We start from the raw sequence: 22,369 nt of genomic DNA, 5'->3' as shown, positions 1-22,369 counted from the left end.
GTCGCAGGAATGAAGCCGTTCGCCTCCCGTTATCTGCTCCTTGTCGCATTTTCCCTGCTGCTGGGCGCGTGCCAGAGTACTCCGCCGGTCACCCAGGCCCCCGATACGCGGGGCCCGGCCATCGCGCAGCTCGAACAAAGCCTGGCCAGCAATGAGCTGGCCACCGCTGAAGGCCAGCTGGCCGCCTTGCAAGCCCAGTCGCCCGAAGACCCGACGCTGGAACCCTACCAGCGGCAATTGGCCGAGGCGTATCTGCGCCGCAGCCAGATCGACCTGCAAAAAGGCGATGTCAACGCCGCCGCCACCGCCCTGAGCCGTGCCCGAGCGTTGATGCCCAAGGCCCCAGCGCTCACTGGCGAGGTCAACAGCGCCATCGCCGAAGCCCGCAAGGCCGACCTGGAAAAAGCCGAGGCCGACCTCAAGGCCGCCGAAGCCAAACCGGTCGCCAAGGTGATCGACCCGAGCGCACCGAGTACTACCGTTGCGCTCAACATAGCCGATATCCAGCAAATGCGTCGGCAATTGGACGCCATCGCCGCCGATGTGGTGAATTACCAATGCGACGTCAGCATCCAGGCGCCGCGTACCGATGATTATCCGTGGTTGGCGACGTTGTTGAGCAAACGGGTCAAGAAACTGGATCCGGGGTTTGACCTGAAGCTGCAGAAGCAGATTTTGCGCAGTGTGCCGGCGCAGGTTGTGCTGACGCCGCGTAAGCACTAAAAGCATCGCGAGCAAGCTCGCTCCCACATGAGATTTTGTGATCGACACAAAACCACTGTGGGAGCGAGCTTGCTCGCGATAGCGCCCTACCGGACAACAAATCCCTTTCAGGCAGCCATCAAGCCGGAACCGCCTTCGCCTTGGGCTCCCGCGCCCAAACCCGATGCTGAGCAATCGCCGCGAAAAACCGCGAAAAACCGCTCGCATCCGCATCTTCGATCAACCCCGCATCCACCTCCAGCTTCAACTCCACCAACAACTGCCGGGCCTCACCATGAAGCCCGATGGCTTTCAGATGCTTGTAGGCCTCCAGCACGTAATGCAACGCCACGCCGTCGCGACTCAAGGCCTTGATCGACTCCGCGCCACCGGGCACGAACACCGCGTCAAAGGCAATCGACGGCAAGCCTTCCATGGACGCATCCACCGCCAGGGTTTTCCCATCGGCCGTGGTAACCGGCGCCGAAGTCGGCCCCAGCACTTTGGCGTGGGCGCCCTCAGCCTCCAGAGCCTGCTTGAGCTTATCGATGATCGCGCCATCGACACCGTTGGCCACCAACACCGCCACTTTGCGCGTCTTGATGTCACCGGACAGCAGGTTCGCCTGGCTCAAGGCCGGGGATTGTTCCAGCGAAGGCGTCGGAACATCGACAGTACCTGCGGTCGGTGCCGGCAAGCCGAGGTTTTTTGCTACCCGCCCGGCCAGTTCCAAGTCGATGTTGGCCAGGATCTCATTGACCTGCCGCGCCCGGATGAACTCCCGCTCGACCTTGCCCAACTCGAAGCTGTAGGCGGCGATGATGTGCTCTTTTTCGTGGGGGCTCATGCTCTTGTAGAACAGCCGCGCCTGGGAGAAATGATCAGAGAACGAATCGCTGCGTTGGCGGATCTTGTAGGCATCGATACGCTCTGGGTAACTTTCGAAGCCACCGTCCTGCGGACCCGGCGGAGTTTCCTTCGGCCAACCACCGTCGATGGAGTTCGGCTCATAGGACGCCCGCCCCTTGTCGATGGTGGTGCGGTGCATGGCATCGCGCTGGCCGTTGTGCACCGGCGTAATCGCCCGGTTGATCGGTAGCTCATGAAAATTCGGCCCACCGAGTCGGCTGATCTGCGTATCGGTGTAGGAAAACAGCCGGCCTTGCAGCAGCGGGTCGTTGGAAAAGTCGATGCCCGGCACGATGTGCCCAGGGCAGAAAGCGATTTGCTCGACTTCGGCGAAGAAGTTATCCGGGTTGCGGTTCAGTACCATCTTGCCCAACGGGGTGATAGGCACAAGTTCTTCGGGAATGATCTTGGTCGGGTCGAGCAGGTCGAAGTCGAATTTGTGCTCGTCCTCCTCGGCAACGATCTGCACGCCGAACTCCCATTCCGGGTAGTCGCCCATCTCAATGGATTCCCACAGGTCGCGACGGTGGTAGTCGGTGTCCTTGCCCGCGAGTTTCTGGGCTTCGTCCCACACCAGGGAACAGGTCCCGGCCTTGGGTCGCCAGTGAAACTTGACGAAGCTACTGCGGCCTTCGGCATTGATCATACGGAAGGTGTGCACCCCAAAGCCCTGCATCGTGCGTAGGCTTTTTGGAATGGCCCGGTCAGACATCGCCCAGATCACCATGTGGGCCGATTCCGGCACCAGCGAGACGAAATCCCAGAACGTGTCGTGGGCCGAGCCACCTGTAGGAATCTCGTTATGGGGCTCGGGTTTTACCGCGTGGACAAAGTCCGGAAACTTCACCGCGTCCTGAATGAAAAACACCGGCATGTTGTTGCCCACCAGGTCGAAGTTGCCTTCGTCGGTGAAAAACTTCACGGCAAAGCCGCGCACGTCCCGCACGGTGTCACCGGAACCCCGTGGACCTTGCACGGTGGAAAAGCGCACGAACACTGGCGTCTTTTTACTCGGGTCTTGTAGGAAACCAGCCTTGGTCAGGGCCGCATGGGACTCATAGGCCTGGAAGTAGCCATGGGCGCCGGTGCCGCGGGCGTGCACGATGCGCTCCGGGATCCGTTCATGGTCAAAGTGCGTGATTTTTTCACGCATGATGAAGTCTTCCAGCAGCGAGGGCCCGCGTGGGCCGGCGCGCAAGGTGTTCTGGTTATCGGCGATCTTCACGCCCTGGTTGGTGCGCAGCGCCTGCTCGGTGGCGTCGGAGCGAAACTGTTCCAGGCTTTCGAGCTTGGCGTTAGTGTTACCGCGGTCCAGGGTGTCGGTCCCGGCCAGTTGGCTCTTGTCGACCGTGGGCTTGTTGATACTCATCAGGCATGACTCCTCTTTGCGTTCCTCGCTGTGGCCAGGACTCTTGAGTTCGATGCCGCAGGTGCAGGACCCGGGCATTTGGAGTGGCTTAATGAGTGACCCATGCCGTTTGGCTGTGTTCCTTTTTTATGGCCTTTGATCGCGTTATTGCCAAATGACTGGTCCAATCGCAAATAAATGCTAAGAACCTCTATACGGACAGGCTAAAATGCGCGCCCGGCTAACCGCTGATCCTTTTCAAACGCGCCCCACAAGGTTCGCTACGTGATCGAGTTTCAAAACGTCCATAAAACCTACCGGGTTGCCGGTAGGGATATCCCCGCCCTGCATCCGACCAGTCTGACGATTGAGAACGGTCAGGTCTTCGGCCTGATTGGCCATTCCGGTGCAGGAAAAAGTACCCTGCTGCGCCTGATCAATCGCCTGGAAGATTCCACGGGCGGCAAGATCATTGTCGACGGCGAAGAAGTCACCGCCCTGGACGCCAGCGGCCTGCGACGCTTCCGCCAGCAAGTCGGGATGATCTTCCAGCACTTCAACCTGCTGGCGTCCAAGACCGTGGCCGACAACGTGGCACTGCCGCTGACCCTGGCCGGCGAGTTGTCCCGCAGTGACATCGACCGCCGCGTCGCCGAGTTGCTGGCGCGGGTAGGGCTGTCCGACCACGCCCGCAAATACCCGGCGCAGCTGTCCGGCGGCCAGAAGCAGCGCGTCGGCATCGCCCGCGCCCTGGCGACCAAACCGAAGATCCTGCTGTGCGACGAGGCCACCAGCGCCCTCGACCCGCAGACCACCGCCTCGGTGCTGCAACTGCTGGCAGAGATCAACCGCGAGCTGAAACTGACCATCGTGCTGATCACCCATGAAATGGACGTGATCCGCCGCGTTTGCGACCAAGTGGCCGTGATGGACGCCGGCGTGATCGTCGAGCAAGGCCCGGTGGCCGAGGTGTTCCTGCATCCGAAGCACCCGACCACCAAGCGTTTCGTCCAGGAAGACGAGCAGATCGACGAAAGCGAACAGCGCGACGATTTCGCCCACGTCCCAGGACGCATCGTGCGTCTGACGTTCCAGGGCGACGCGACCTACGCGCCATTGCTCGGCACCGTCGCCCGGGAAACCGGCGTGGACTACAGCATCCTGGCCGGTCGCATCGACCGCATCAAAGACACCCCCTACGGGCAACTGACCCTCGCCATCACCGGCGGTGACATGGAGGCGGCGTTTGCCCGCTTCACCGCGGCTGATGTCCACATGGAGGTGCTGCGCTGATGGAATTTTTTGCAAACGTCGACTGGCTGGAAATCTGGCTGGCCACCGGCGACACCTTCCTGATGCTGTTCGGCTCGTTGCTGTTCACCGTGCTGCTCGGCCTGCCCCTGGGCGTGTTGTTGTTCCTGTGCAGCCCGCGCCAGCTGCTCGAAGCCCGCGGCGTTTATGCGCTGCTGTCGCTGATCGTGAACATCCTGCGTTCGCTGCCGTTCATCATCCTGTTGATCGTGATGATTCCGTTCACGGTGTTGATCACCGGCACCTCCCTGGGCGTGGCCGGCGCGATTCCACCGCTGGTGGTCGGCGCGACACCGTTCTTCGCCCGCCTGGTGGAAACCGCCCTGCGCGAAGTCGACCGCGGCATCATCGAAGCCACCCAAGCCATGGGCGCAACCACCCGGCAAATCATCGTCAACGCCTTGCTCCCAGAAGCCCGTCCGGGCATTTTTGCAGCGATTACGGTGACAGCGATTACGCTGGTGTCGTACACGGCCATGGCCGGTGTAGTCGGCGCCGGTGGTCTGGGCGACCTGGCGATCCGCTTCGGCTACCAGCGTTTCCAGACCGATGTGATGGTGGTCACGGTGGTGTTGCTGCTGGTGCTGGTGCAAGTCCTACAGACCGTGGGCGACAAACTGGTTGTGCATTTCTCTAGAAAATAAGGCCTCGGGCCAATAAACATGAGCCGGCCATTCGCTGGCAGGCGCCAAGAGCAGGCGCCCCACAAGGAGTTAGCTGAATGAAAAAACTACTGGTTGCCTTCGCTGCCGCCGCCGCGTTTTCCGCCCACGCCGCCGACACCCTGACCGTCGCGGCCACCCCGGTCCCGCACGCGGAAATCCTCGAATTCGTCAAACCGGCCTTGGCCAAAGAAGGCGTGGACCTCAAGGTCAAAGTCTTCACCGACTACATCCAGCCGAACGTCCAGGTCGCGGAAAAGCGCCTGGACGCCAACTTCTTCCAACACCAGCCGTACCTGGATGAGTTCAACAAGGCCAAGGGCACGAACCTGGTGAGCGTCGCGGGTGTGCACCTGGAGCCACTGGGCGCGTATTCCAGCAAGTACAAGGCACTGACCGAACTGCCAGGCGGCGCCAACGTGGTGATCCCAAACGACGCCACCAACGGCGGCCGTGCGCTGTTGCTGCTGGCGAAGGCTGGGGTGATCACGTTGAAGGACTCGGGCAACATCCTGTCCACCACCAAGGACATCACCGAGAATCCAAAGGATCTGAAATTCCGTGAGCTGGAAGCGGCGACTATTCCGCGGGTGCTGACTCAGGTGGATTTGGCGTTGATCAATACCAACTATGCGTTGGAGGCCAAGCTTGATCCTTCCAAGGATGCGCTGGTGATCGAAGGTAACGACTCGCCTTATGTGAACATCTTGGTGGCCCGTCCGGACGACAAGGACAGCGAGGCGATGAAGAAGCTGGTGGCGGCGCTGCATACGCCGGAAGTGAAGGCTTTTATTCTTGAGAAGTACAAAGGCGCGGTTTTGCCGGCGTTTTGAGCTGATTAGGTGGTGAAAAAACGGGGCTGCGTGGGAATGCAGGCCCGTTTTTTTATGCTCGGAAATATGCGGCGTCACGGAAAGACCCGCAAGATCACGGGCTATCGCGGATCAACGTTATCCAACACCCGATTCGCCAGCAACGAACTCAATTCAATCAACTGCTGAATGCCTAGGAGGATATGGCGCCGCTGGCCTTCCAAGTCGAAGGCCAGGTTGCTGACCATCGCATCAGCTGCCGCCAGGGTTTCGCTGAGGTTGGCGAGGAGGGATTCGTTGTCGGCGTTTTTTGCGACGGTGAAGAGTTGGCCCGGTTGGGACGCATCTTCGGATTTTTCCGGTTTCGGTAGCAGATAGTGATCCAAGACGCGCTTGGTGGCTTCGTCGTGCTTTTTTGCCTTGGATTTGGCGTGGCCTGTCTCTGGAGGGTTCGGAGTAGGTTTGAACATTGGGACTTTCCTATATAGGGCCGCCACCATCTCGCTACTAAACGAAAGGAGGCAGCTGTGCGCAAGTTAGTAGACCGGTAAAGTCACCAAACCCGGCGCGCCCGAAGGCGCCTCGCGCACAGCCACCATCAAGTGCAGGCAAACGCCTGACTGGATGACACTCATGCAACCGTAGATGACTAACCGAGCTACTAAACCCGACCACTGATGGGCAGTGGCAGGAAAACAATAGAACCCATGGTCAAGGCGCACAAGCGGGCGGATTCTGGCGTAGTTGTAGGCAATGGCGCAAGGATTCGTAGCTTGACGGAAGGATCGCGCCAGCGGAATAAACAGGGCTTGGTTTTGGCCCGTAAATTGGGCTAGACGGGTTTGTCTGTAGGTATTTTTCGGGGTGGGTGAGGGCAGCTTTGCAGCCCAGCGGGAGCAAGCTCCCTTGCCACGTTTGACCGGTTGGGGATTCGGCGAGGGCGGCGGGAACGACGCAGGCTTTTTCAGCAATCACTGGCTCCCGAACCTCTATCCGCATTTGCCCAGTGTTCGGGCCGAATGAACCCTAGGATCCGCTTCATTGTTCTACGACCCTCATGATAAATTCCCGCCGCGACCTCTAATCAATAGAGGGCATTCAGGGAGAGAAATCAGTGATCAAGTCTTTGTTGGTTGGGGCATTGCTGGCAATGGCATCCGCATCGGCATCTGCGATGAGTTGCGATAACCCTAGAAACGCCTATGACAGAACCTATTGCGCGTCGCTGAAAATGGTTCAGTCGGATCAGGACATCAACGATCAATATAAAAAGACGATGAGTGCCCTGAACCCGGATCAAAAGAAAAAGGTGAAAGCCGCTCAAATCCAGTGGATCAAAAATCGTGACAGCGCCTGTTCCAACGATGGCCTGCTCTACCTGGACTGTGCCAACGAGAAGACCGAGGCGCGTATCGTCATACTCAAGGCTGTCGAGCGCGAGTGCCGTGCTGCCGGTTGCGACGACGCCAAGCTGTCGCAAGTCGAGTAACCCGTAAACAACTTGCCCTCGCTGAAAAACCCGACGTAACGCGTCGGGTTTTTCTTTGGCGGGTTCGATGATCTGATTTTTGAGCTACCGGGAGGCAGGATTGATTCCGGCCTGGTTCCCGTAAAGAAGATGATGCAGTTTGTCTGTAGGAATGGTTGGGGCTGCTGCGCAGCCCAGCGGGAGCAAGCTCCCTCGCCACGGGGTTTCGGTTCAATCGGGGCCTTGGGTGTAATTCAGTTGTTTGCGTTGGTGGCAGGGTGCCACAATCGCCGTTTTCGTTGCGTCACGATCAGGTGGATCAAATGGATGGCCCAAGATCTCGGAACGGCCAGGCTTCTTTCATAGCCGAGCAGGTGCGAACGGACCTATTGCAGCAACTGTTTCGCCAATCCGTTTCTGCGGTTTTCGGCAGTTACCTGGCGGCCATCATGCTGAGTTGGCTGTGTTGGGACCGGTTTGAGCACAGCGTCATTCTTTGGTGGATTGCCATCCTGACCGCATCGACGCTGTTGCGTATCGCGATGTTTGTCGCCTATTTCCGCAGCGACGAAAGTGAGCGTACACCGCAACGCTGGGAGCGCCGATACTGGGTCACGCTGGTGCTGTCTGCCAGCATCTGGGGCGGCGGGGCGTTTGTGCTCATGCCGGCGGACGATCTGTTGTCCCAGGCGTTGGTCATGCTCTTTACCGTCGGAATGTCCGTCAGCGCGGTGTCCTGCTATTCGGCTTACCGCGACATGACGCTGGCTTCCATTGGCGTGGTGCTGTTCCCGTGCACCGCCTGGCTGCTGTTTCAACCGTCGCCGATCCAAGTTGGCATGGCCCTTTCGATCCTGGTGTTTGCGGCATTTGCCGCCCGGGCCACGCACAAAATGTCCCAGGCACTGGAAATCGCCTTTCGACTCACCCGTGAAATGGAACAGGCGAACAGCATTTCGACCCGTGCCGCACAAACCGATGAACTGACCGGCCTGAAGAGTCGGCGGGCTTTTTTCGAGCATGCCCAGCAGCTTTATGACGAATGTAAGAGCAGCCGGTTAGGGTTGTGTGCCGTCATGTTGGACATGGATCACTTCAAGCACATCAACGACACCTACGGCCATCAGGTGGGGGATCAGGTTTTACGCGAGATGGGGACGGTGATCAGTTCATCGTTTAGGGCAACCGATATCCACGGACGACTCGGTGGGGAAGAGTTCGCCATTCTGCTTCCGGATACGTCCATCGAAGTCGCGACCCAAATTGCAGAACAGCTCATCGATACGATTTCGGGTTTGATGATCGAGCCTGTTCAGGGCATATCCGCCAGCCTTGGCGTGGCGTCGACGGGGGCCTGTAATAAGGACCTTCACAGCTTGATGAACGATGCGGATAAGGCCCTGTATCGAGCGAAGGCGTTGGGGCGTAATCGAGTGGCGGTTGCTTAGTTGGGTTGGCTTTGCATCATCCGTTGAATTTTTATCGTTCCCACGCTCTGCGTGGGAACGATCGAAAAACCCATCATTCTGCTTTATGAATTTTCCTCTCTATGAAGGCCTGCCACTGCGCTGGCCCTGCTGATTTCCCTGGAAACTCCTTCTCCTTGGCTTACCTTGCGGCCCACGCGGGCTAGCGATACCGCAGAGCCTAAAAAATAAATTTCCTTTTAGATCAATTGTTTAATCCAAAAACGACAAATCTTTGAAAATTTATCTTGCGCGCTAATTATTCATCCGTTAACTTTATCTCAACTGGTTAGCGCACAAACATTTAGCGCAGACCTAAATTGATCAAACCCATCAGCAAGCGAGGAAACACCATGAACGTTCTCTACACCGCAGTCGCAACCTCCACCGGTGGCCGTGATGGCCGTGCTGTTTCCAGCGACAAGATTCTCGACGTGAAACTGGCCACTCCAAAAGCCCTGGGCGGCGCTGGTGGTGAAGCGACCAACCCTGAGCAGTTGTTCGCCGCCGGCTACTCGGCCTGCTTCATCGGCGCATTGAAGTTTGTCGCCAGCCAGAGCAAACGCAGCATTCCTGCTGACGCCTCGATCACGGCACACGTCGGCATCGGCCAGATCCCTGGCGGTTTCGGCCTGGACATCGACCTGCGCATCAGCCTGCCAGGCCTGGATCAAGCCGATGCTCAAGCGCTGGTCGACGCGGCTCACCAGGTTTGCCCGTACTCCAACGCGACTCGCGGCAACGTCGACGTCCGTTTGCACGTCACCGTCTAACTCACTTCATCTACGAATTAAAAGGATCAGGACATGAACACTCTCGGCAAAACTCTCGTTGGCTCGCTTCTGGCTCTGTCGCTCAGCAACGCGTTTGCGACTACTTTTGTTCAACCTACGTTCGCTGAGGGTGGTTCGGATCGCCTGATCGAAAGCCGTGTCGCTGAAGGCGGTTCGGATCGACTGATCCAAAACCGCGTCGCCGAGGGTGGCTCGGATCGACTGATCCAAAACCGCGTAGCCGAGGGCGGCTCGGATCGCCTGATCCAAAACCGTGTCGCCGAGGGTGGTTCGGATCGACTGATCCAAAACCGCGTGGCCGAAGGCGGCTCGGATCGTCTGATGGAAAACAGAGTGAGCTGAACGATCCCTTCATCACTCCGAAAGCCGGTCGAACCCACCCATGTTGCTTCCAAAACAAAAGCGCCGCTTATCTCTCACGACGAAGCGGCGTTTTTTTTCAACGTGTCATAAGTCCTAAACGATGCTATCCACCACACCGCCATCGACGCGCAACGCCGCTCCGGTGGTGGCCGAAGCCTGTTCCGAACTGGCGTAGATGATCATGTTGGCGACTTCCTCGACACGCGCCGCGCGCTGGATGATCGAGGTGCTGCGGTGCTCGTTGACGAAATCTGCCGCGACCTTTTCCAGGCTTTCCCCGCTGCGCTCGACGTCTGCCTGGAGCATCTGGGCAACGCCTTCGGAAAGGGTCGGCCCTGGCAACACCGAGTTCACCGTCACACCCGTGCCGGCAAGGCGCTTGGCCAGGCCGCGAGCGATGGACAGTTGCGCGGTTTTGGTGAAGCCGTAGTGGATCATGTCAGCAGGAATGTTCACGCCCGATTCCGACGAGACAAACACAATCCGCCCCCAACCGCGCTCGACCATGCCCTGGGCGTAGGCCCTGGAAATTCGCACGCCGGACATTACGTTGGTTTCGAAGAAGCGCTGCCATTCGCTGTCTGGCGTTTCGAAGAAGTCTTGCTGTTTGAAAATGCCCAGGTTGTTGATGACGATATCGAAGCTCGGGTGTTTGGCGATCAGTGCCTGGCAGCCAGGCGCATTGCTCAGGTCGCCCACAAAACCGGTGGCATTTGAAGCAAGGGCGCCCAAGCGCTGCAACGCGTCCTCCACGCTGCTCTCGCTGCGACCGTTGATGACCACGTGGGCGCCAGATTCGAGGAAGCCTTTGGCTGTGGCAAAACCGATACCGCTGGTGGAGCCAGTGATTAGGACGTGACGGCCGGTGAAGTCGATTTTCATGGGATGACTCCTTAGTAATGGATCAGAGGGCTGAGCGATATTTGTGAGTGCGGATACCTCCGAACAGTATGAGATGAGTTTTTACCATCTCAAATAGTCGTCCATCCCAACGTCTTCATATCGCCGGAGGTTAATCATGGACGCGATTTGCGCTTTTCGCTGGTTTGAGATCTGCTGAAATGGACTACTGAACGCTGAGATGCCAAAGCAAGAGAGAAAGGGAGAAGCATTCAGCCCCCTGGGAAATAAATCTGTTCTTGCTCACAGTAACGACAGAAACAAATGGTTCTTTTTCGGCTTTCCTAGCATTCATTTCCTAAAAACTTGCCATTAGAACCATTTTAAGATTATCTGTAGACAACTATGATGTCAAAATGGTAGCCTCCAGACCAAAATAATTTTCGAGCAAGTTACAGCGTCGTAGCTAGTCTGGTCAGTGTTAAATTAGTCATCCCGTCCAAAATTGGGCCGCTGATCAATTTAAAGATTACTCATCTAAAAAAACCATAACAAATAGCCTTCAACTAAGGCGAAAAAGGCAGAGATGCGTCATATGAAAAAAACATTGTTTGTGTTTTTGCTAACTTACCTTCTCACTGGCTGCCAATCAACAGCTCAAAACACCAACAGCTCTGGCCAGAAAAAATTCGTTTTTTCCGAGTTCAGCAGATGAAAAATATTCTGTTGGCAGGATCTTTGGCCGTAGTTGGACTTCTTGGAGGCTGCGCAGCAGACAAAAAAGAACCCAACCCGGCTTTCTCACAAGCCCAACCTTCACCCGCAACTTCGGAAGCGAGACGTGTTTCCATGCAGCGGTTTCAAGAAGATCAGGCGGGTGCTACAGCATTGGTTATGATGGGGTGCGCAGAGAAGCTGCACATCCCACCCGAGCATCCTCCGGAGTATGAGGCTGCTGCTGTACAGTGCGCGAGCGATCAGATGAAGGTCATCAGCAATGAAGCGCTGGCCCGTATAGATGCTCGAGAACTGGCTTATAACGAAGCGGGTCAATTCTTGCTCAATCAAGCAGTGAGCTTTTTAAAGGCTAACAGCGAGGCAGCGAGAATCCAGGATTCCGCAGAGCTTATTAGAGTTGCGGTACAGGAAGGGCGTAGAGTGCTTCTTTCCAAACGTAAATGATCTCCCCTAGCGCTCGTTTCTTGGTAGTGGGCTAGTACCACCTCTTACCTCCAGCCTCCTAGCCTCACTTCGGTATGCAGCAGTTAAGAGGAAACAACAGTTCAATAAAGCAAACCAAATGCAAAGTGTCAGGCTGCTTTATTGGGCGGATGTTTACCTATTATCGAGCTTCGACATTATCCAACACCCGATTCGCCATCATCGTACTCAGCTCAATCAGCTGTTGAATCTCCAGCGCGGAATGACCTCGCGAGCCATTCAGGTCAAACGCCAGATCGGCAATCATCGCCTCGGCCGAAGCCAGGGTTTCACTGAGGTTGGCGAGCAGGCATTCGTTGTCGACGTCTTTGGCGACGATGAATATCTGGCCGGGTTTGGGTACATCTTCGGGCTGTGCCGGTTTTGGCGACAGGTAGTGATCCAGGACGCGCTCGGCGGTTTCGTCGAGTTTCCTGGTATTGGATTTGGCTTGCGAGGAGGCTTGGTCCGCCTTGGGCGGATTGGGCGTTGGTTTGAATATAAGCTGAAATCCTTCAGTTAGGCCGCAACCTCTTCCCTACTAAAAGAAGGGGTGGCGGCTGTACGCAGGTTAGTAGACCGGAGATTCCAGCATTGCGGCGCGCCGAAGCGCCCTGCGCACAGCCACCATCAAAGGACAGGAATTGGGATACCTGCCTGAGTGGAGAACTCATGCATCTTGCGGGAAAACCACGGGCTACTAAACCCGACCGCTGATGGGCAGTGGCAGGAAGACAATAGAACCCGGGGCAAGGCGCACAAGCGGGCGGGTTCTGGCGTAGTTGTAGGTAAAGGCGCAAGGATGTGTGGGTGGGTGGAGGGATTTGGGCATAGGGATAAACAACAGACGATGTGTAGGGATTGTCTGTAGTAATGGGCGGGCTGGGTGGGGACTGCTGCGCAGCCCAGCGGGGATAAATCCCCTCGCCACAATGGTGAGCTTTGGGCCCATTTGGGGCACCTCAGGTCAGATGGGCTGAAGTGGCGAGGGGCTTTGATCGAGGGTGATCAGGCAGCCGACCACACCGCCAGCTCGTAGCCGTCCGGGTCGATGAAGTGGAAACGTTGACCGCCTGGAAAGGCAAATACGTCACGGCTGATGGTAGCGCCTGCGTTCTTGAGCCTGAGTTGGGTCGCTTCGAGGTCATCGGCGTACAAGATGATCAACGGGCCGCCCGGGCGCACCGGTTCGCCGGTCGTGAAGCCACCGGTCAGGCGACCGTCGCTGAATTCGGTGTAGGTCGGGCCGTAGTCGACGAAATTCCAGCCAAACACACCGCCATAGAAGGCTTTGCTTCGGGCGATGTCGTTGACATTGAACTCGATGTTATCGATCTGACGGTCTTTTCCGCGAATGCCCATTGATGCTTCCTTGGCGAGTGGGGGACAAGCAAGCTTAGGGCATCAGCCGACATTCATGTAAATGTGCCGGCCTCTTCGCGAGCAAGCTCGCTCCCACAGGGGTTGGGCAAGATTCGGTAGCCCCAACCTTTCAGGCCTGCGCGCTGAATCGCTGCGCAGCACGCCGTGCAAGCATCGCGGCTTCCGTCTCTCGCGTCGCCCGTTCGCCTTTGTAGGCCAATTGGTTGAAAAACAACCCGTCCGAAAACTCCTGGGGAGACATAGAGCTTCTGCTTTTGAGCATCGGCGCCAAGTCGATGGTGCCGGCGAAGTTTTCCTTGGTCAGGTTGTACAGGCCCAGGTAGCTGCCGGACCAGGGCGAGTCGGCGTCGACCATGTCGATAGAGGCGTCGCGGAACGCAACGGCTGAGGCTTTCAGGTCGCTGGATTCATTGAGCAAATCGGTCAGCCGCTGGGTGTCTGCGCTGCTGAGTTGGCCGGCCGTGTTGAGCACCTTGAGTCGGCCATCGGCCTCGACGGTGAAGCCGTATTTCTTGCCGGCCAGGTCCGGATGGGTTGCCGACAGCGTTGACTGGAAGGTCTCGAAAGAAGTCTTCAGGGTGTTTTTCGCGCTCTCGGCAAGTGCGGCGAATCGAGGGAAGTCTGGCGATTGGGAGCGACCGATCCAGGTTTCGATGACCACTAGCGATTCCACCATGACCTGGGCGTCGTCGCTGGGGTGGTAGATCGCCGCAGGGCCGGCGTTTGCCAACTGCTTTACGGCGTCTGCTGGCGGATGGGTTACCAGCTTCTGGTCGGAGCGGGTGAGGTTGGTGTTGGCGGGAGCGATAGCGGCAGAGCTAACAGAGAATTCCATTTCATCGGTCCATGATTGGCGGATACATCGGGTTATCGACAGCGGGGGACCGAGCTTTAGGAGCAAGGGCTGCTGCGCAGCCCAGCGGGAGCAAGCTCCCTCGCCACAGGAGGGTGGGGCCAGTTGGTTAAGCGGTGGCTGTCAGGAGCGCTATCGCGAGCAGGCTCGCTCCCACAGGGGTTGGGGATGGATGCGATGTCTGTGAGCTACCTGGAAAAACTGTGGGAGCTGAGCTTGCTCGCGATGGCGGCGGCACATTCAACATCGACGCAAGCAGACCCACCGCTATCGCGAGCAAGCTCGGCTCCCACCGGGGGCTTGGGTGTTCACAGTTTCTGCATCCACCACAAATCCCAAGCAGCCTCGCTCATATGAAGCAACAGGCCCTCAGTACCACCGCGCCTCGCCCGGTGGGCGTTTCTTGAAGCGTTTCATGCTCCACATGTACTGGCTTGGGTAGGCCCGTACATAGCGCTCCACCACTTGGCTCATGGCTGCGCACGAGGTTTCGGTGTCGGTGCTGTACATCGCGTCCGGGGCGGCTTCGAGGATGACTTTGTAGCCCGAGCCGTCCGGCAGGCGCAGGGCATGAAGGAACACGCCGACTGCTTTGCCGCCGGCAAGCATGTTCGGTACGAACTTGCTGGTCAGGGCCTGGGTGGCGAAGAAGGGCACGAAGATACCGGCGGACTCGGACGGTTCCGGGTCGGCGGGAATGCCCACCTGGCCGCCTTTGCGCACTTCCTTGATGACGCTGAGGATGCCTTCCTTGGTCGACGCCGCGACTTTGTTGCCCAACTGTACGCGTTGTTTTTGCAGCAGTTCATCCACCGCCTTGAGCTTGGGCGGACGGTAGAAAATGATCGGTTTGCACTGGCTGCAATAGAAGTGGTTGAGCACTTCCCAATTGCCCAGGTGGCTGGTGATGCCAACCACGCCTTTGCCGGAGGCCAGGGCTTCTTTCAGCACGTCCAGGCCTTCGACTTCGCGCACCAGTTCGATGGAGCGCTGGGCCGGCCAGATCCAGGCGCAGGCGCTTTCGGTCAGGGATTTGCCGATGTCCTTGAGGCTCTGGCCCACCAGGCGTTCGCGCTCGGCCGGGTCCATCTCGGGAAAGCACTTGGCGAGGTTGATCCGCACCACGTCGCGGGAACGGTTGGGAAATTTCCACATGAGCCAGCCAATCGCCGAGCCCACTGCCTGCACTGCCCTCCAGGGCAGCAGCGCAAACAACCGCAGAGCGCCGACCAGCAAGGCGCCTTTCAACTTATCCACAGGTCACTCCTGAATGTATGGGCCGTGTTGCGAGCCGGCTATTCTAACCGCCGTTTACCAACTCGGCGTAGCGGTCGCAGTCCTGGGTGTGGTCCATGACCATGCCCGAGGCCTGCATCAACGCATAACAAATGGTCGGGCCGACAAAAGTGAATCCGGCTTTCTTCAGGCCTTTGCTCATCGCCACTGCCTCGGGCGTGATGGCCGGCACTTCGGTGCGGTCCTTGAAATGATTGATGATGGGTGTGCCGCCTACGTACGACCAAAGGAACGCCACCGGGTCTTCCAGGGCCAGCCAGGCCTGCGCATTGCGGCGGGCGGCCTTGAGCTTGAGACGGTTGCGGATGATGCCGGGGTCGAGCATCAGTTCATCGATTTCCGCATCGCTCATCTGCGCCACCCGCTGCACATCGAAGCCGTACAACACTTCCCGGTAGCGCTCGCGTTTGCGCAAAACGGTGATCCAGGACAACCCGGCCTGGAACCCTTCGAGCAAAAGCAACTCGAACAAACCCTGCGCATCGCGCAGCGGCGTGCCCCACTCCTGATCGTGATAAGCCATGTACAACGGATCGTCAGAACACCAAAAGCAGCGTGGCATAAGGCTCCAGGGGGCGTGCGCACGAACGAATCGGGTATACTCCCGCTCTTTAAATCGCAGCCCAAGAAACAGGTGAATTTCGTGAGCCAGCCTACGCCAGCCGTGCGTACCTTCCAAGACTTGATCCTCGCCCTCCAGCAATACTGGGCCGAGCAAGGTTGCGTGGTACTTCAGCCCTACGATATGGAAGTAGGCGCCGGCACTTTCCACACTGCCACGTTTCTGCGTGCCATCGGCCCGGAAACCTGGAACGCCGCTTATGTGCAGCCCAGCCGCCGCCCGACTGACGGCCGCTACGGCGAAAACCCGAACCGCCTGCAGCACTACTACCAGTTCCAGGTCGTGCTGAAGCCGAACCCGGAAAACTTCCAGGAACTGTACCTGGGCTCCCTCAAGCACGTCGGCCTCGACCCGCTGGTGCACGACATTCGTTTCGTCGAAGACAACTGGGAATCGCCAACCCTGGGCGCCTGGGGCCTGGGCTGGGAAGTCTGGCTCAACGGCATGGAAGTGACTCAGTTCACTTACTTCCAGCAAGCGGGCGGCATCGAGTGCTACCCGGTCACCGGCGAGATCACCTATGGCCTGGAACGCCTGGCCATGTACCTGCAGGGCGTGGATTCGGTCTACGACCTGGTCTGGGCCGACGGCCCGTTCGGCAAAGTGACCTACGGCGACGTGTTCCACCAGAACGAAGTGGAGCAATCCACCTACAACTTCGAACACGCCAACGTCGAGAAGCTGTTCGAGCTGTTCGATTTCTATGAGAGCGAAGCCAAGCGCCTGATCGAGCTGGACCAGCCGCTGCCGTTGCCGAGCTATGAAATGGTGTTGAAGGCGTCCCATACCTTCAACCTGCTGGACGCACGCCGGGCGATTTCCGTGACCGCGCGCCAGCAATACATCCTGCGTGTACGCACCCTGGCACGTTCCGTTGCGCAAGCCTACCTGCTGGCCCGTGCCAAGCTGGGCTTCCCGATGGCGACCCCGGACCTGCGTGATGAAGTGTTGGCTAAGCTGGAGGCTGCACAATGAGTGCTCAAGATTTTCTGGTTGAACTGGGCACCGAAGAACTGCCACCCAAAGCCCTGAACACCCTGGCCGATGCGTTCCTGGCCGGTATCGACAAGGGCCTGCAAGCCGCCGGCCTGAGCTACGAAGCCAAACAGGTGTACGCCGCGCCGCGCCGCCTGGCCGTGCTGATCACCGCCCTGGCGACCCAACAACCGGACCGCAGCATCAACCTCGATGGCCCGCCACGCCAGGCCGCGTTCGATGCCGACGGCAACCCGACCCAGGCCGCCCTGGGCTTCGCTAAGAAGTGCGGCGTGGACCTGAGCGAAATCGACCAGAGCGGTCCGAAGCTGCGCTACAGCCAGAGCATCAAGGGCAAGCCGACCGCCAGCCTGTTGCCGACCATCGTCGAAGACTCGCTCAATGACTTGCCGATCCCCAAGCGCATGCGCTGGGCTGCGCGCAAGGAAGAGTTCGTACGTCCAACTCAATGGCTGGTCATGCTGCTCGGTGACCAGGTCATCGATTGCACGATCCTGGCCCAGAAGGCCGGTCGCGATTCCCGCGGTCACCGCTTCCATCACCCGCAAAGCGTGCGCATCACCTCGCCGGCCAACTACCTGGCCGACCTGCGTGCCGCCTACGTGCTGGCCGACGCCAACGAGCGCCGCGAACTGATCAGCAAGCGCACCGAAGAGCTGGCCACCCTGCAGGAAGGCACCGCCATCGTGCCGGCCAACTTGCTGGACGAGGTGACCGCGCTGGTGGAATGGCCGGTGCCGCTGGTGTGCTCGTTCGAGGAGCGTTTCCTTGAAGTGCCCCAGGAAGCACTGATCACCACCATGCAGGACAACCAGAAGTACTTCTGCCTGCTAAACGCCGAAGGCAAGTTGCTGCCGCGCTTCATCACGGTCGCCAACATCGAAAGCAAGGACCCGCAGCAGATCATCGCCGGTAACGAAAAAGTCGTTCGCCCGCGCCTGACCGATGCCGAGTTCTTCTTCAAGCAAGACAAGAAACAACCCCTGGAAAGCTTCAACGAGCGCCTGCGCAACGTGGTGTTCCAGGAGAAACTCGGCAGCGTCTACGACAAGGCCGAGCGCGTGTCCAAACTGGCTGCGTTCATCGCCCCACGCATCGGCGGCGATGCCCAGCGCGCCGCCCGTGCCGGCATCCTGTCCAAGTGCGACCTGTCCACCGAAATGGTCGGTGAGTTCCCGGAGATGCAAGGCGTCGCCGGTTACTACTACGCCCTCAACGATGGCGAGCCGCAAGATGTGGCCCTGGCACTGAACGAGCAGTACATGCCTCGCGGTGCCGGCGCTGAGCTGCCGACCACCCTGACCGGTGCGGCCGTGGCGATCGCCGACAAGCTCGACACCCTGGTGGGCATCTTCGGCATCGGCATGTTGCCCACCGGCAGCAAAGACCCGTATGCCTTGCGTCGCGCGGCGCTGGGCGTGTTGCGGATCCTGATCGACAAGCAATTGGACCTGGACCTGAACGACGCCGTGGCGTTCGCCGTCAATGCGTTCGGCAGCAAGGTCAAGGCCGCCGGCCTGGCCGATGCGGTGCTGGAATTCATCTTCGACCGTCTGCGTGCGCGTTATGAAGATGAAGGCGTCGAGGTTGCGACCTACCTGTCGGTGCGTGCCCTGAAGCCGGGCTCCGCCCTGGACTTCGACCAGCGCGTACAAGCGGTGCAGGCGTTCCGCAAGTTGCCGGAAGCGGCAGCGTTGGCGGCGGTGAACAAGCGGGTGTCGAACCTGCTGGGCAAGGCCGAAGGCAACATCGCGGCCACCGTCGAAGCCAAGTACTTCGACAATGCCAACGAGTTCTCCCTGTATTCGGCGATCCAGCAGGCGGACCAGGCGGTCCAGCCAATGGCGGCAGCGCGTCAGTACAGCGAAACCCTGGCACGCCTGGCGGCACTGCGCGAGCCGGTGGATGCGTTTTTCGAGGCGGTGATGGTCAATGCCGAAGACGCCAAAGTACGGGCCAACCGTTACGCGCTGCTGGCGCGTCTGCGTGGGCTGTTCCTCGGCGTCGCCGATATTTCGCTGCTGGGGTAACGCTTGAAACTGCTGATTCTCGATCGGGACGGGGTGATCAATCACGACTCCGATGCTTACATCAAATCGGTGGAGGAGTGGCTGCCGCTGCCCGGTTCGATCGAAGCCATCGCGCAGTTGAGCAAGGCCGGCTGGACGGTGGCAGTGGCCACCAACCAGTCGGGCATTGCCCGCGGTTACTATGACCTCGCCGTCCTCGATGCCATGCACGAGCGCTTGCGCGCCCTCGTGGCGGAGCAGGGCGGGGAAGTCGGCTTGATCGTCTATTGCCCGCACGGGCCGGACGACGGCTGCGATTGCCGCAAGCCCAAGCCGGGCATGTTGAAAACCATTGCCGCGCATTACGATGTGGCTTTGGCAGGTGTGTGGTTCGTCGGTGACAGTCTCGGTGACCTGGAGGCGGCCAAGGCCGTCGATTGTCAGCCAGTTTTGGTAAAGACCGGGAAAGGCGAGAAGACTCTGGGCAAGACCCTGCCGGTGGGCACCTTGATTTTTGACGACCTGGCGGCGATTGCCGCTGAACTTATCCACAATTAGAGCTCCCAAGACATCCTGATCAAGGACTGTTCGGGAAGCGCTTAAACAGGCGGGCAGTGCCCGCAACGGTAAACGCCGCTATGTCGATATTGCAGGCCATCAGAAGCTTCCTCTTTTACCTGCTGCTGGGCACCAGTTCCTTGTTGTGGTGTTCCTTGAGTTTTTTTATCGCGCCTTTTTTGCCGTTCCGGGCGCGCTACCGTTTCATCAACGTGTACTGGTGCCGCTGCGCACTGTGGCTGAGCAAGGTGTTCCTGGGCATTCGCTATGAAGTGAAGGGCGCCGAGAACGTGCCGGACCGGCCCTGCGTAATTCAGTCCAACCATCAGAGCACCTGGGAGACGTTCTTTCTCTCGGCCTATTTCGAGCCGTTGAGTCAGGTTCTCAAGCGTGAACTGCTGTTCGTACCGTTCTTCGGCTGGGCCATGGCGATGCTGCGCCCGATTGCCATCGATCGCGACAACCCCAAACTGGCGCTCAAGCAAGTGGCGAAGAAGGGTGACGAGCTGCTGAGGGACAACACCTGGGTGCTGATCTTCCCCGAGGGCACCCGTGTTCCTTACGGGACGGTTGGAAAGTTCTCCCGCAGCGGTTCCGCATTGGCGGTGAACGCTGAACTGCCGGTGCTGCCGATTGCACACAATGCCGGCAAATTCTGGCCAAAGGCTGGCTGGATCAGGACGCCGGGCGTCATCACCGTGGTGATCGGCGCGCCGATGTATGCCGAAGGCACTGGCCCCCGCGCCATCGCCGAGCTCAATGACCGCGTACAAGCCTGGAATGAACAGGCACAACGGGACATGGGCTCGCTTCCTCCCGGCCCTGTGGCGGAAGTCCCCACGGAACAAGCCGCTGTTTGAGATCTGTGGATAACCTGTGTACCGTTTTTTCGGAATTCGTTGTTTTTATGCTCTATGTATTTGTTTTTAATACATATTTCCTAAACACATAAAAGCCGTGTTCAGGTGCATAAGTTTTTATAGCACTCAAAAGATCGCAGCCTTCGGCAGCTCCTACAGGACCTATCCAATCCTCGTAGGAGTTGCCGAAGGCTGCGATCTTTAATCTTCCAGCAACGGGAAGCGCAGGCTGAACGTCGTCCCCTTGCCCACTACGCTGTGGCACTCGATTTTCCCCTCGTGATGGTCCACCACCGCCTTGACCATCGATAATCCCAGGCCAATGCCATCCACCCCTTGGGCCGACGAAAATCGTCGGTACTGGCTGAACAGGTCCGGCAGTTCTTCGGCGCTGATGCCTTTGCCCTGGTCGGCGACATTGCAGATCAACCAGCCCGACGCACAATGCACCTGCAGGGAAATGCAGGCGTCGGGCGGGCTGTATTTGATGGCATTTTCCAGCAGATTGAACAGCGCACGGGTCAGCAACGATTGATCCGCCCTCACCATCGCCTCTTCATCTTCCAGTTCATGAACCAACTGGATGCGCTTTGCCTGGGCGATGGGTAGCGCTTGGTCGAGCACATCCAGCACCAGCATCGCGAACAGCGTGGGCTGGAACTGATACGCCTCGGATTCCGCCTTGGCCAATTGCACGAAGCCCTCGGTCAGGTCCAGCGCGCGACGTACCTGGCGCTCGATCTGGTCGAACAACGGATGATCGCCGCCCGCCTGGTGCCGCTGCACATCGAGCAGCGCAAGGATTGCCGAGTGAGGCGCGCGCAAATCATGGGAGAGGAAACGCAGCATGACGCTACGCTGTTCTTCCGCCTCACGTTCGGCGCTCAGATCCGTGAGGCTCAGCAACCAGCCAATCGGCGCATCGCCATCAACCGGGAACAGTGCCGCCCGTTCCAGGCGCAAGCTGCGCTCGCGAATATCGCGAAACTCCACCAAGGGCAGTGTGGATAACCGGTGATGCGCCCCATGCTCCAACCCGGGATAACCCAATTGCGCGAGATGCTCGAGCACATCCCCGCCCGCCAGGCCATGGCCGAACAGCTCACGGGCCTTGCGATTACCGAGCAGCAACTTGCCTTGAGGATCGCTGATCATGGTCGCCACGGGCAGGTATTCCAGGCCGTCGGCGATGAAGCGCCGGGTGTCGCGGGTTCGGCTCATGGCTTGTTCCAGGGCCATGATCTGCCCCTGCAAACGATCGCTGCCGGTGTATGAAGTACGACGACGTTCCGGAAAAACCTTGGGCTCCGCGTCCAGACGCGCCAGCTCCCAGCCGAAATAGGCCAGCACCACACTCAGGCGTCGCCAATTCCAAATCAAGTAGCCGAACATGATGCCCAGCACACTGGCCATGGGCGACCACCACCAACCCTGCGCGCCCAGTACGGCGCTGATCAGCAAGGCCAGGCTCATGCCGCCCACGGTTGTCCACAAGGCCAGGCGCGGGCGCAGCAGCAACAAACCCAATACGCCCCCCACCAGGCATACCGACAACAACGCAGCACCTGAATGGTCGCCCGTTGATTGGCTGCTCAATGACAGCAAGGCCGTCAACGGCAACAGCAGCAGACTTATCCACAACCACTCCCGCACCAACTGGCGGAACAACCGCTGGACCTGGGTGGGCTCACGACTCTCACGGCGACGCTGGTTACTCATAGGCCTCCTGGCCGAACTCAAGAACTGGGGATCTCTTCACAGGTCTGTATCAAGCCCACGACTATAACGAACTCGATGGGTGGCGCGCTGCTGCCTTTCCCTGCGGGCGGCGAGCCGGTATTGTCGCAGCCAGCGACAGGTCAATGGATCAGCCCCTGGCGGCCTTTCATTCCCACCTGAAGATGTCCGTTATTTTCG

General features: G+C 58.8%; 23 protein-coding genes. 14 read left to right on the top strand and 9 right to left on the bottom strand.

Annotation, left to right across the window (positions count from 1 at the left end):
• The first annotated feature begins 9 nt into the window (after nucleotides 1-9).
• Nucleotides 10-723 (top strand): PA5502 family lipoprotein, encoded by a 714-nt coding sequence (locus ACLH0I_RS01035; RefSeq protein WP_411386058.1) that lies wholly within the window; start codon nucleotides 10-12, stop codon nucleotides 721-723.
• Nucleotides 724-841: 118 nt separating this feature from the next.
• Here the strand turns inward: ACLH0I_RS01035 and katE are convergent, their stop codons facing one another.
• Complete coding sequence (katE, locus tag ACLH0I_RS01030) at nucleotides 842-3,058, bottom strand: catalase HPII (RefSeq protein ID WP_411386057.1); 2,217 nt, start codon at nucleotides 3,056-3,058, stop codon at nucleotides 842-844.
• A 186-nt stretch (nucleotides 3,059-3,244) separates the two neighbouring features.
• On the opposite strand from katE, the gene ACLH0I_RS01025 reads away from it, so the two are divergent.
• The 3 genes from ACLH0I_RS01025 to ACLH0I_RS01015 all read left to right on the top strand — a co-directional run bounded on the left by ACLH0I_RS01025 (nucleotide 3,245) and on the right by ACLH0I_RS01015 (nucleotide 5,765).
• Nucleotides 3,245-4,252 (top strand): ATP-binding cassette domain-containing protein, encoded by a 1,008-nt coding sequence (locus ACLH0I_RS01025; RefSeq protein WP_186706437.1) that lies wholly within the window; start codon nucleotides 3,245-3,247, stop codon nucleotides 4,250-4,252.
• Entirely contained in the window at nucleotides 4,252-4,914 is a 663-nt protein-coding gene (locus ACLH0I_RS01020; RefSeq protein ID WP_030139002.1) for a methionine ABC transporter permease, read from the top strand. Before ACLH0I_RS01025 ends, ACLH0I_RS01020 begins: the two co-directional genes overlap by 1 nt.
• Nucleotides 4,915-4,991: 77 nt before the next feature.
• Nucleotides 4,992-5,765 (top strand): MetQ/NlpA family ABC transporter substrate-binding protein, encoded by a 774-nt coding sequence (locus tag ACLH0I_RS01015; RefSeq protein ID WP_411386056.1) that lies wholly within the window; start codon nucleotides 4,992-4,994, stop codon nucleotides 5,763-5,765.
• Nucleotides 5,766-5,866: 101 nt separating this feature from the next.
• On the opposite strand, the gene ACLH0I_RS01010 is transcribed toward ACLH0I_RS01015, so the two are convergent.
• Nucleotides 5,867-6,214: a DUF6124 family protein gene (locus tag ACLH0I_RS01010; protein ID WP_411386055.1), complete on the bottom strand. Its 348-nt coding sequence runs from the start codon at nucleotides 6,212-6,214 to the stop codon at nucleotides 5,867-5,869.
• Between the two features lie 644 nt (nucleotides 6,215-6,858).
• On the opposite strand from ACLH0I_RS01010, the gene ACLH0I_RS01005 reads away from it, so the two are divergent.
• The 4 genes from ACLH0I_RS01005 to ACLH0I_RS00990 all read left to right on the top strand — a co-directional run bounded on the left by ACLH0I_RS01005 (nucleotide 6,859) and on the right by ACLH0I_RS00990 (nucleotide 9,814).
• Complete coding sequence (locus ACLH0I_RS01005; RefSeq protein WP_033062452.1) at nucleotides 6,859-7,233, top strand: lysozyme inhibitor LprI family protein; 375 nt, start codon at nucleotides 6,859-6,861, stop codon at nucleotides 7,231-7,233.
• A gap of 302 nt (nucleotides 7,234-7,535) precedes the next feature.
• A complete protein-coding gene (locus ACLH0I_RS01000) occupies nucleotides 7,536-8,660 on the top strand; it encodes a diguanylate cyclase (protein ID WP_411386054.1) in 1,125 nt (374 codons plus the stop codon).
• A 371-nt stretch (nucleotides 8,661-9,031) separates the two neighbouring features.
• The gene (locus ACLH0I_RS00995; protein ID WP_411386053.1) at nucleotides 9,032-9,451 is read left to right on the top strand and encodes an organic hydroperoxide resistance protein; all 420 of its coding nucleotides are present in this window, start codon (nucleotides 9,032-9,034) and stop codon (nucleotides 9,449-9,451) included.
• 33 nt (nucleotides 9,452-9,484) lie between these two features.
• Nucleotides 9,485-9,814, top strand: coding sequence for a hypothetical protein (locus tag ACLH0I_RS00990; protein WP_250961590.1), 330 nt, complete (start codon nucleotides 9,485-9,487; stop codon nucleotides 9,812-9,814).
• A 114-nt stretch (nucleotides 9,815-9,928) separates the two neighbouring features.
• Here ACLH0I_RS00990 and ACLH0I_RS00985 read toward each other — a convergent pair whose 3' ends face one another.
• Complete coding sequence (locus ACLH0I_RS00985) at nucleotides 9,929-10,717, bottom strand: SDR family NAD(P)-dependent oxidoreductase (RefSeq protein ID WP_411386052.1); 789 nt, start codon at nucleotides 10,715-10,717, stop codon at nucleotides 9,929-9,931.
• A 544-nt stretch (nucleotides 10,718-11,261) separates the two neighbouring features.
• Here ACLH0I_RS00985 and ACLH0I_RS00980 point away from each other — a divergent pair.
• A complete protein-coding gene (locus ACLH0I_RS00980) occupies nucleotides 11,262-11,390 on the top strand; it encodes a lipoprotein (RefSeq protein WP_411386051.1) in 129 nt (42 codons plus the stop codon).
• Nucleotides 11,387-11,857: a hypothetical protein gene (locus tag ACLH0I_RS00975; RefSeq protein ID WP_411386050.1), complete on the top strand. Its 471-nt coding sequence runs from the start codon at nucleotides 11,387-11,389 to the stop codon at nucleotides 11,855-11,857. The genes ACLH0I_RS00980 and ACLH0I_RS00975 overlap by 4 nt, the downstream gene beginning before the upstream one ends.
• Nucleotides 11,858-12,017: 160 nt before the next feature.
• On the opposite strand, the gene ACLH0I_RS00970 is transcribed toward ACLH0I_RS00975, so the two are convergent.
• The 5 genes from ACLH0I_RS00970 to ACLH0I_RS00950 all read right to left on the bottom strand — a co-directional run bounded on the left by ACLH0I_RS00970 (nucleotide 12,018) and on the right by ACLH0I_RS00950 (nucleotide 15,969).
• On the bottom strand, nucleotides 12,018-12,377 hold the full coding sequence (locus ACLH0I_RS00970; RefSeq protein ID WP_411387571.1) for a DUF6124 family protein: 360 nt from the start codon (nucleotides 12,375-12,377) through the stop codon (nucleotides 12,018-12,020).
• A gap of 506 nt (nucleotides 12,378-12,883) precedes the next feature.
• On the bottom strand, nucleotides 12,884-13,237 hold the full coding sequence (locus ACLH0I_RS00965; protein WP_411386049.1) for a VOC family protein: 354 nt from the start codon (nucleotides 13,235-13,237) through the stop codon (nucleotides 12,884-12,886).
• 130 nt (nucleotides 13,238-13,367) lie between these two features.
• A complete protein-coding gene (locus ACLH0I_RS00960; protein WP_411386048.1) occupies nucleotides 13,368-14,093 on the bottom strand; it encodes a hypothetical protein in 726 nt (241 codons plus the stop codon).
• 387 nt (nucleotides 14,094-14,480) lie between these two features.
• A complete protein-coding gene (locus tag ACLH0I_RS00955) occupies nucleotides 14,481-15,368 on the bottom strand; it encodes a lysophospholipid acyltransferase (RefSeq protein WP_411386047.1) in 888 nt (295 codons plus the stop codon).
• 43 nt (nucleotides 15,369-15,411) lie between these two features.
• A complete protein-coding gene (locus ACLH0I_RS00950) occupies nucleotides 15,412-15,969 on the bottom strand; it encodes a DNA-3-methyladenine glycosylase I (RefSeq protein ID WP_250961595.1) in 558 nt (185 codons plus the stop codon).
• A gap of 81 nt (nucleotides 15,970-16,050) precedes the next feature.
• Between ACLH0I_RS00950 and glyQ the strand changes: the two genes are divergently transcribed.
• The 4 genes from glyQ to ACLH0I_RS00930 all read left to right on the top strand — a co-directional run bounded on the left by glyQ (nucleotide 16,051) and on the right by ACLH0I_RS00930 (nucleotide 20,452).
• On the top strand, nucleotides 16,051-17,004 hold the full coding sequence (gene glyQ, locus ACLH0I_RS00945; RefSeq protein ID WP_003177094.1) for a glycine--tRNA ligase subunit alpha: 954 nt from the start codon (nucleotides 16,051-16,053) through the stop codon (nucleotides 17,002-17,004).
• On the top strand, nucleotides 17,001-19,055 hold the full coding sequence (glyS, locus tag ACLH0I_RS00940; RefSeq protein ID WP_411386046.1) for a glycine--tRNA ligase subunit beta: 2,055 nt from the start codon (nucleotides 17,001-17,003) through the stop codon (nucleotides 19,053-19,055). Before glyQ ends, glyS begins: the two co-directional genes overlap by 4 nt.
• Nucleotides 19,056-19,058: 3 nt before the next feature.
• Complete coding sequence (gmhB, locus tag ACLH0I_RS00935) at nucleotides 19,059-19,592, top strand: D-glycero-beta-D-manno-heptose 1,7-bisphosphate 7-phosphatase (protein ID WP_411386045.1); 534 nt, start codon at nucleotides 19,059-19,061, stop codon at nucleotides 19,590-19,592.
• Nucleotides 19,593-19,672: 80 nt separating this feature from the next.
• A complete protein-coding gene (locus ACLH0I_RS00930; RefSeq protein WP_250961599.1) occupies nucleotides 19,673-20,452 on the top strand; it encodes a lysophospholipid acyltransferase family protein in 780 nt (259 codons plus the stop codon).
• 201 nt (nucleotides 20,453-20,653) lie between these two features.
• Here ACLH0I_RS00930 and ACLH0I_RS00925 read toward each other — a convergent pair whose 3' ends face one another.
• Complete coding sequence (locus ACLH0I_RS00925) at nucleotides 20,654-22,171, bottom strand: sensor histidine kinase (protein WP_186706454.1); 1,518 nt, start codon at nucleotides 22,169-22,171, stop codon at nucleotides 20,654-20,656.
• Nucleotides 22,172-22,369 lie beyond the last annotated feature (198 nt).

This window comes from Pseudomonas sp. MPB03, from assembly GCF_046605385.1.
GTDB lineage: Bacteria > Pseudomonadota > Gammaproteobacteria > Pseudomonadales > Pseudomonadaceae > Aquipseudomonas > Aquipseudomonas zanjanensis.
This window is presented reverse-complemented; position numbering and strand designations above follow the sequence as displayed.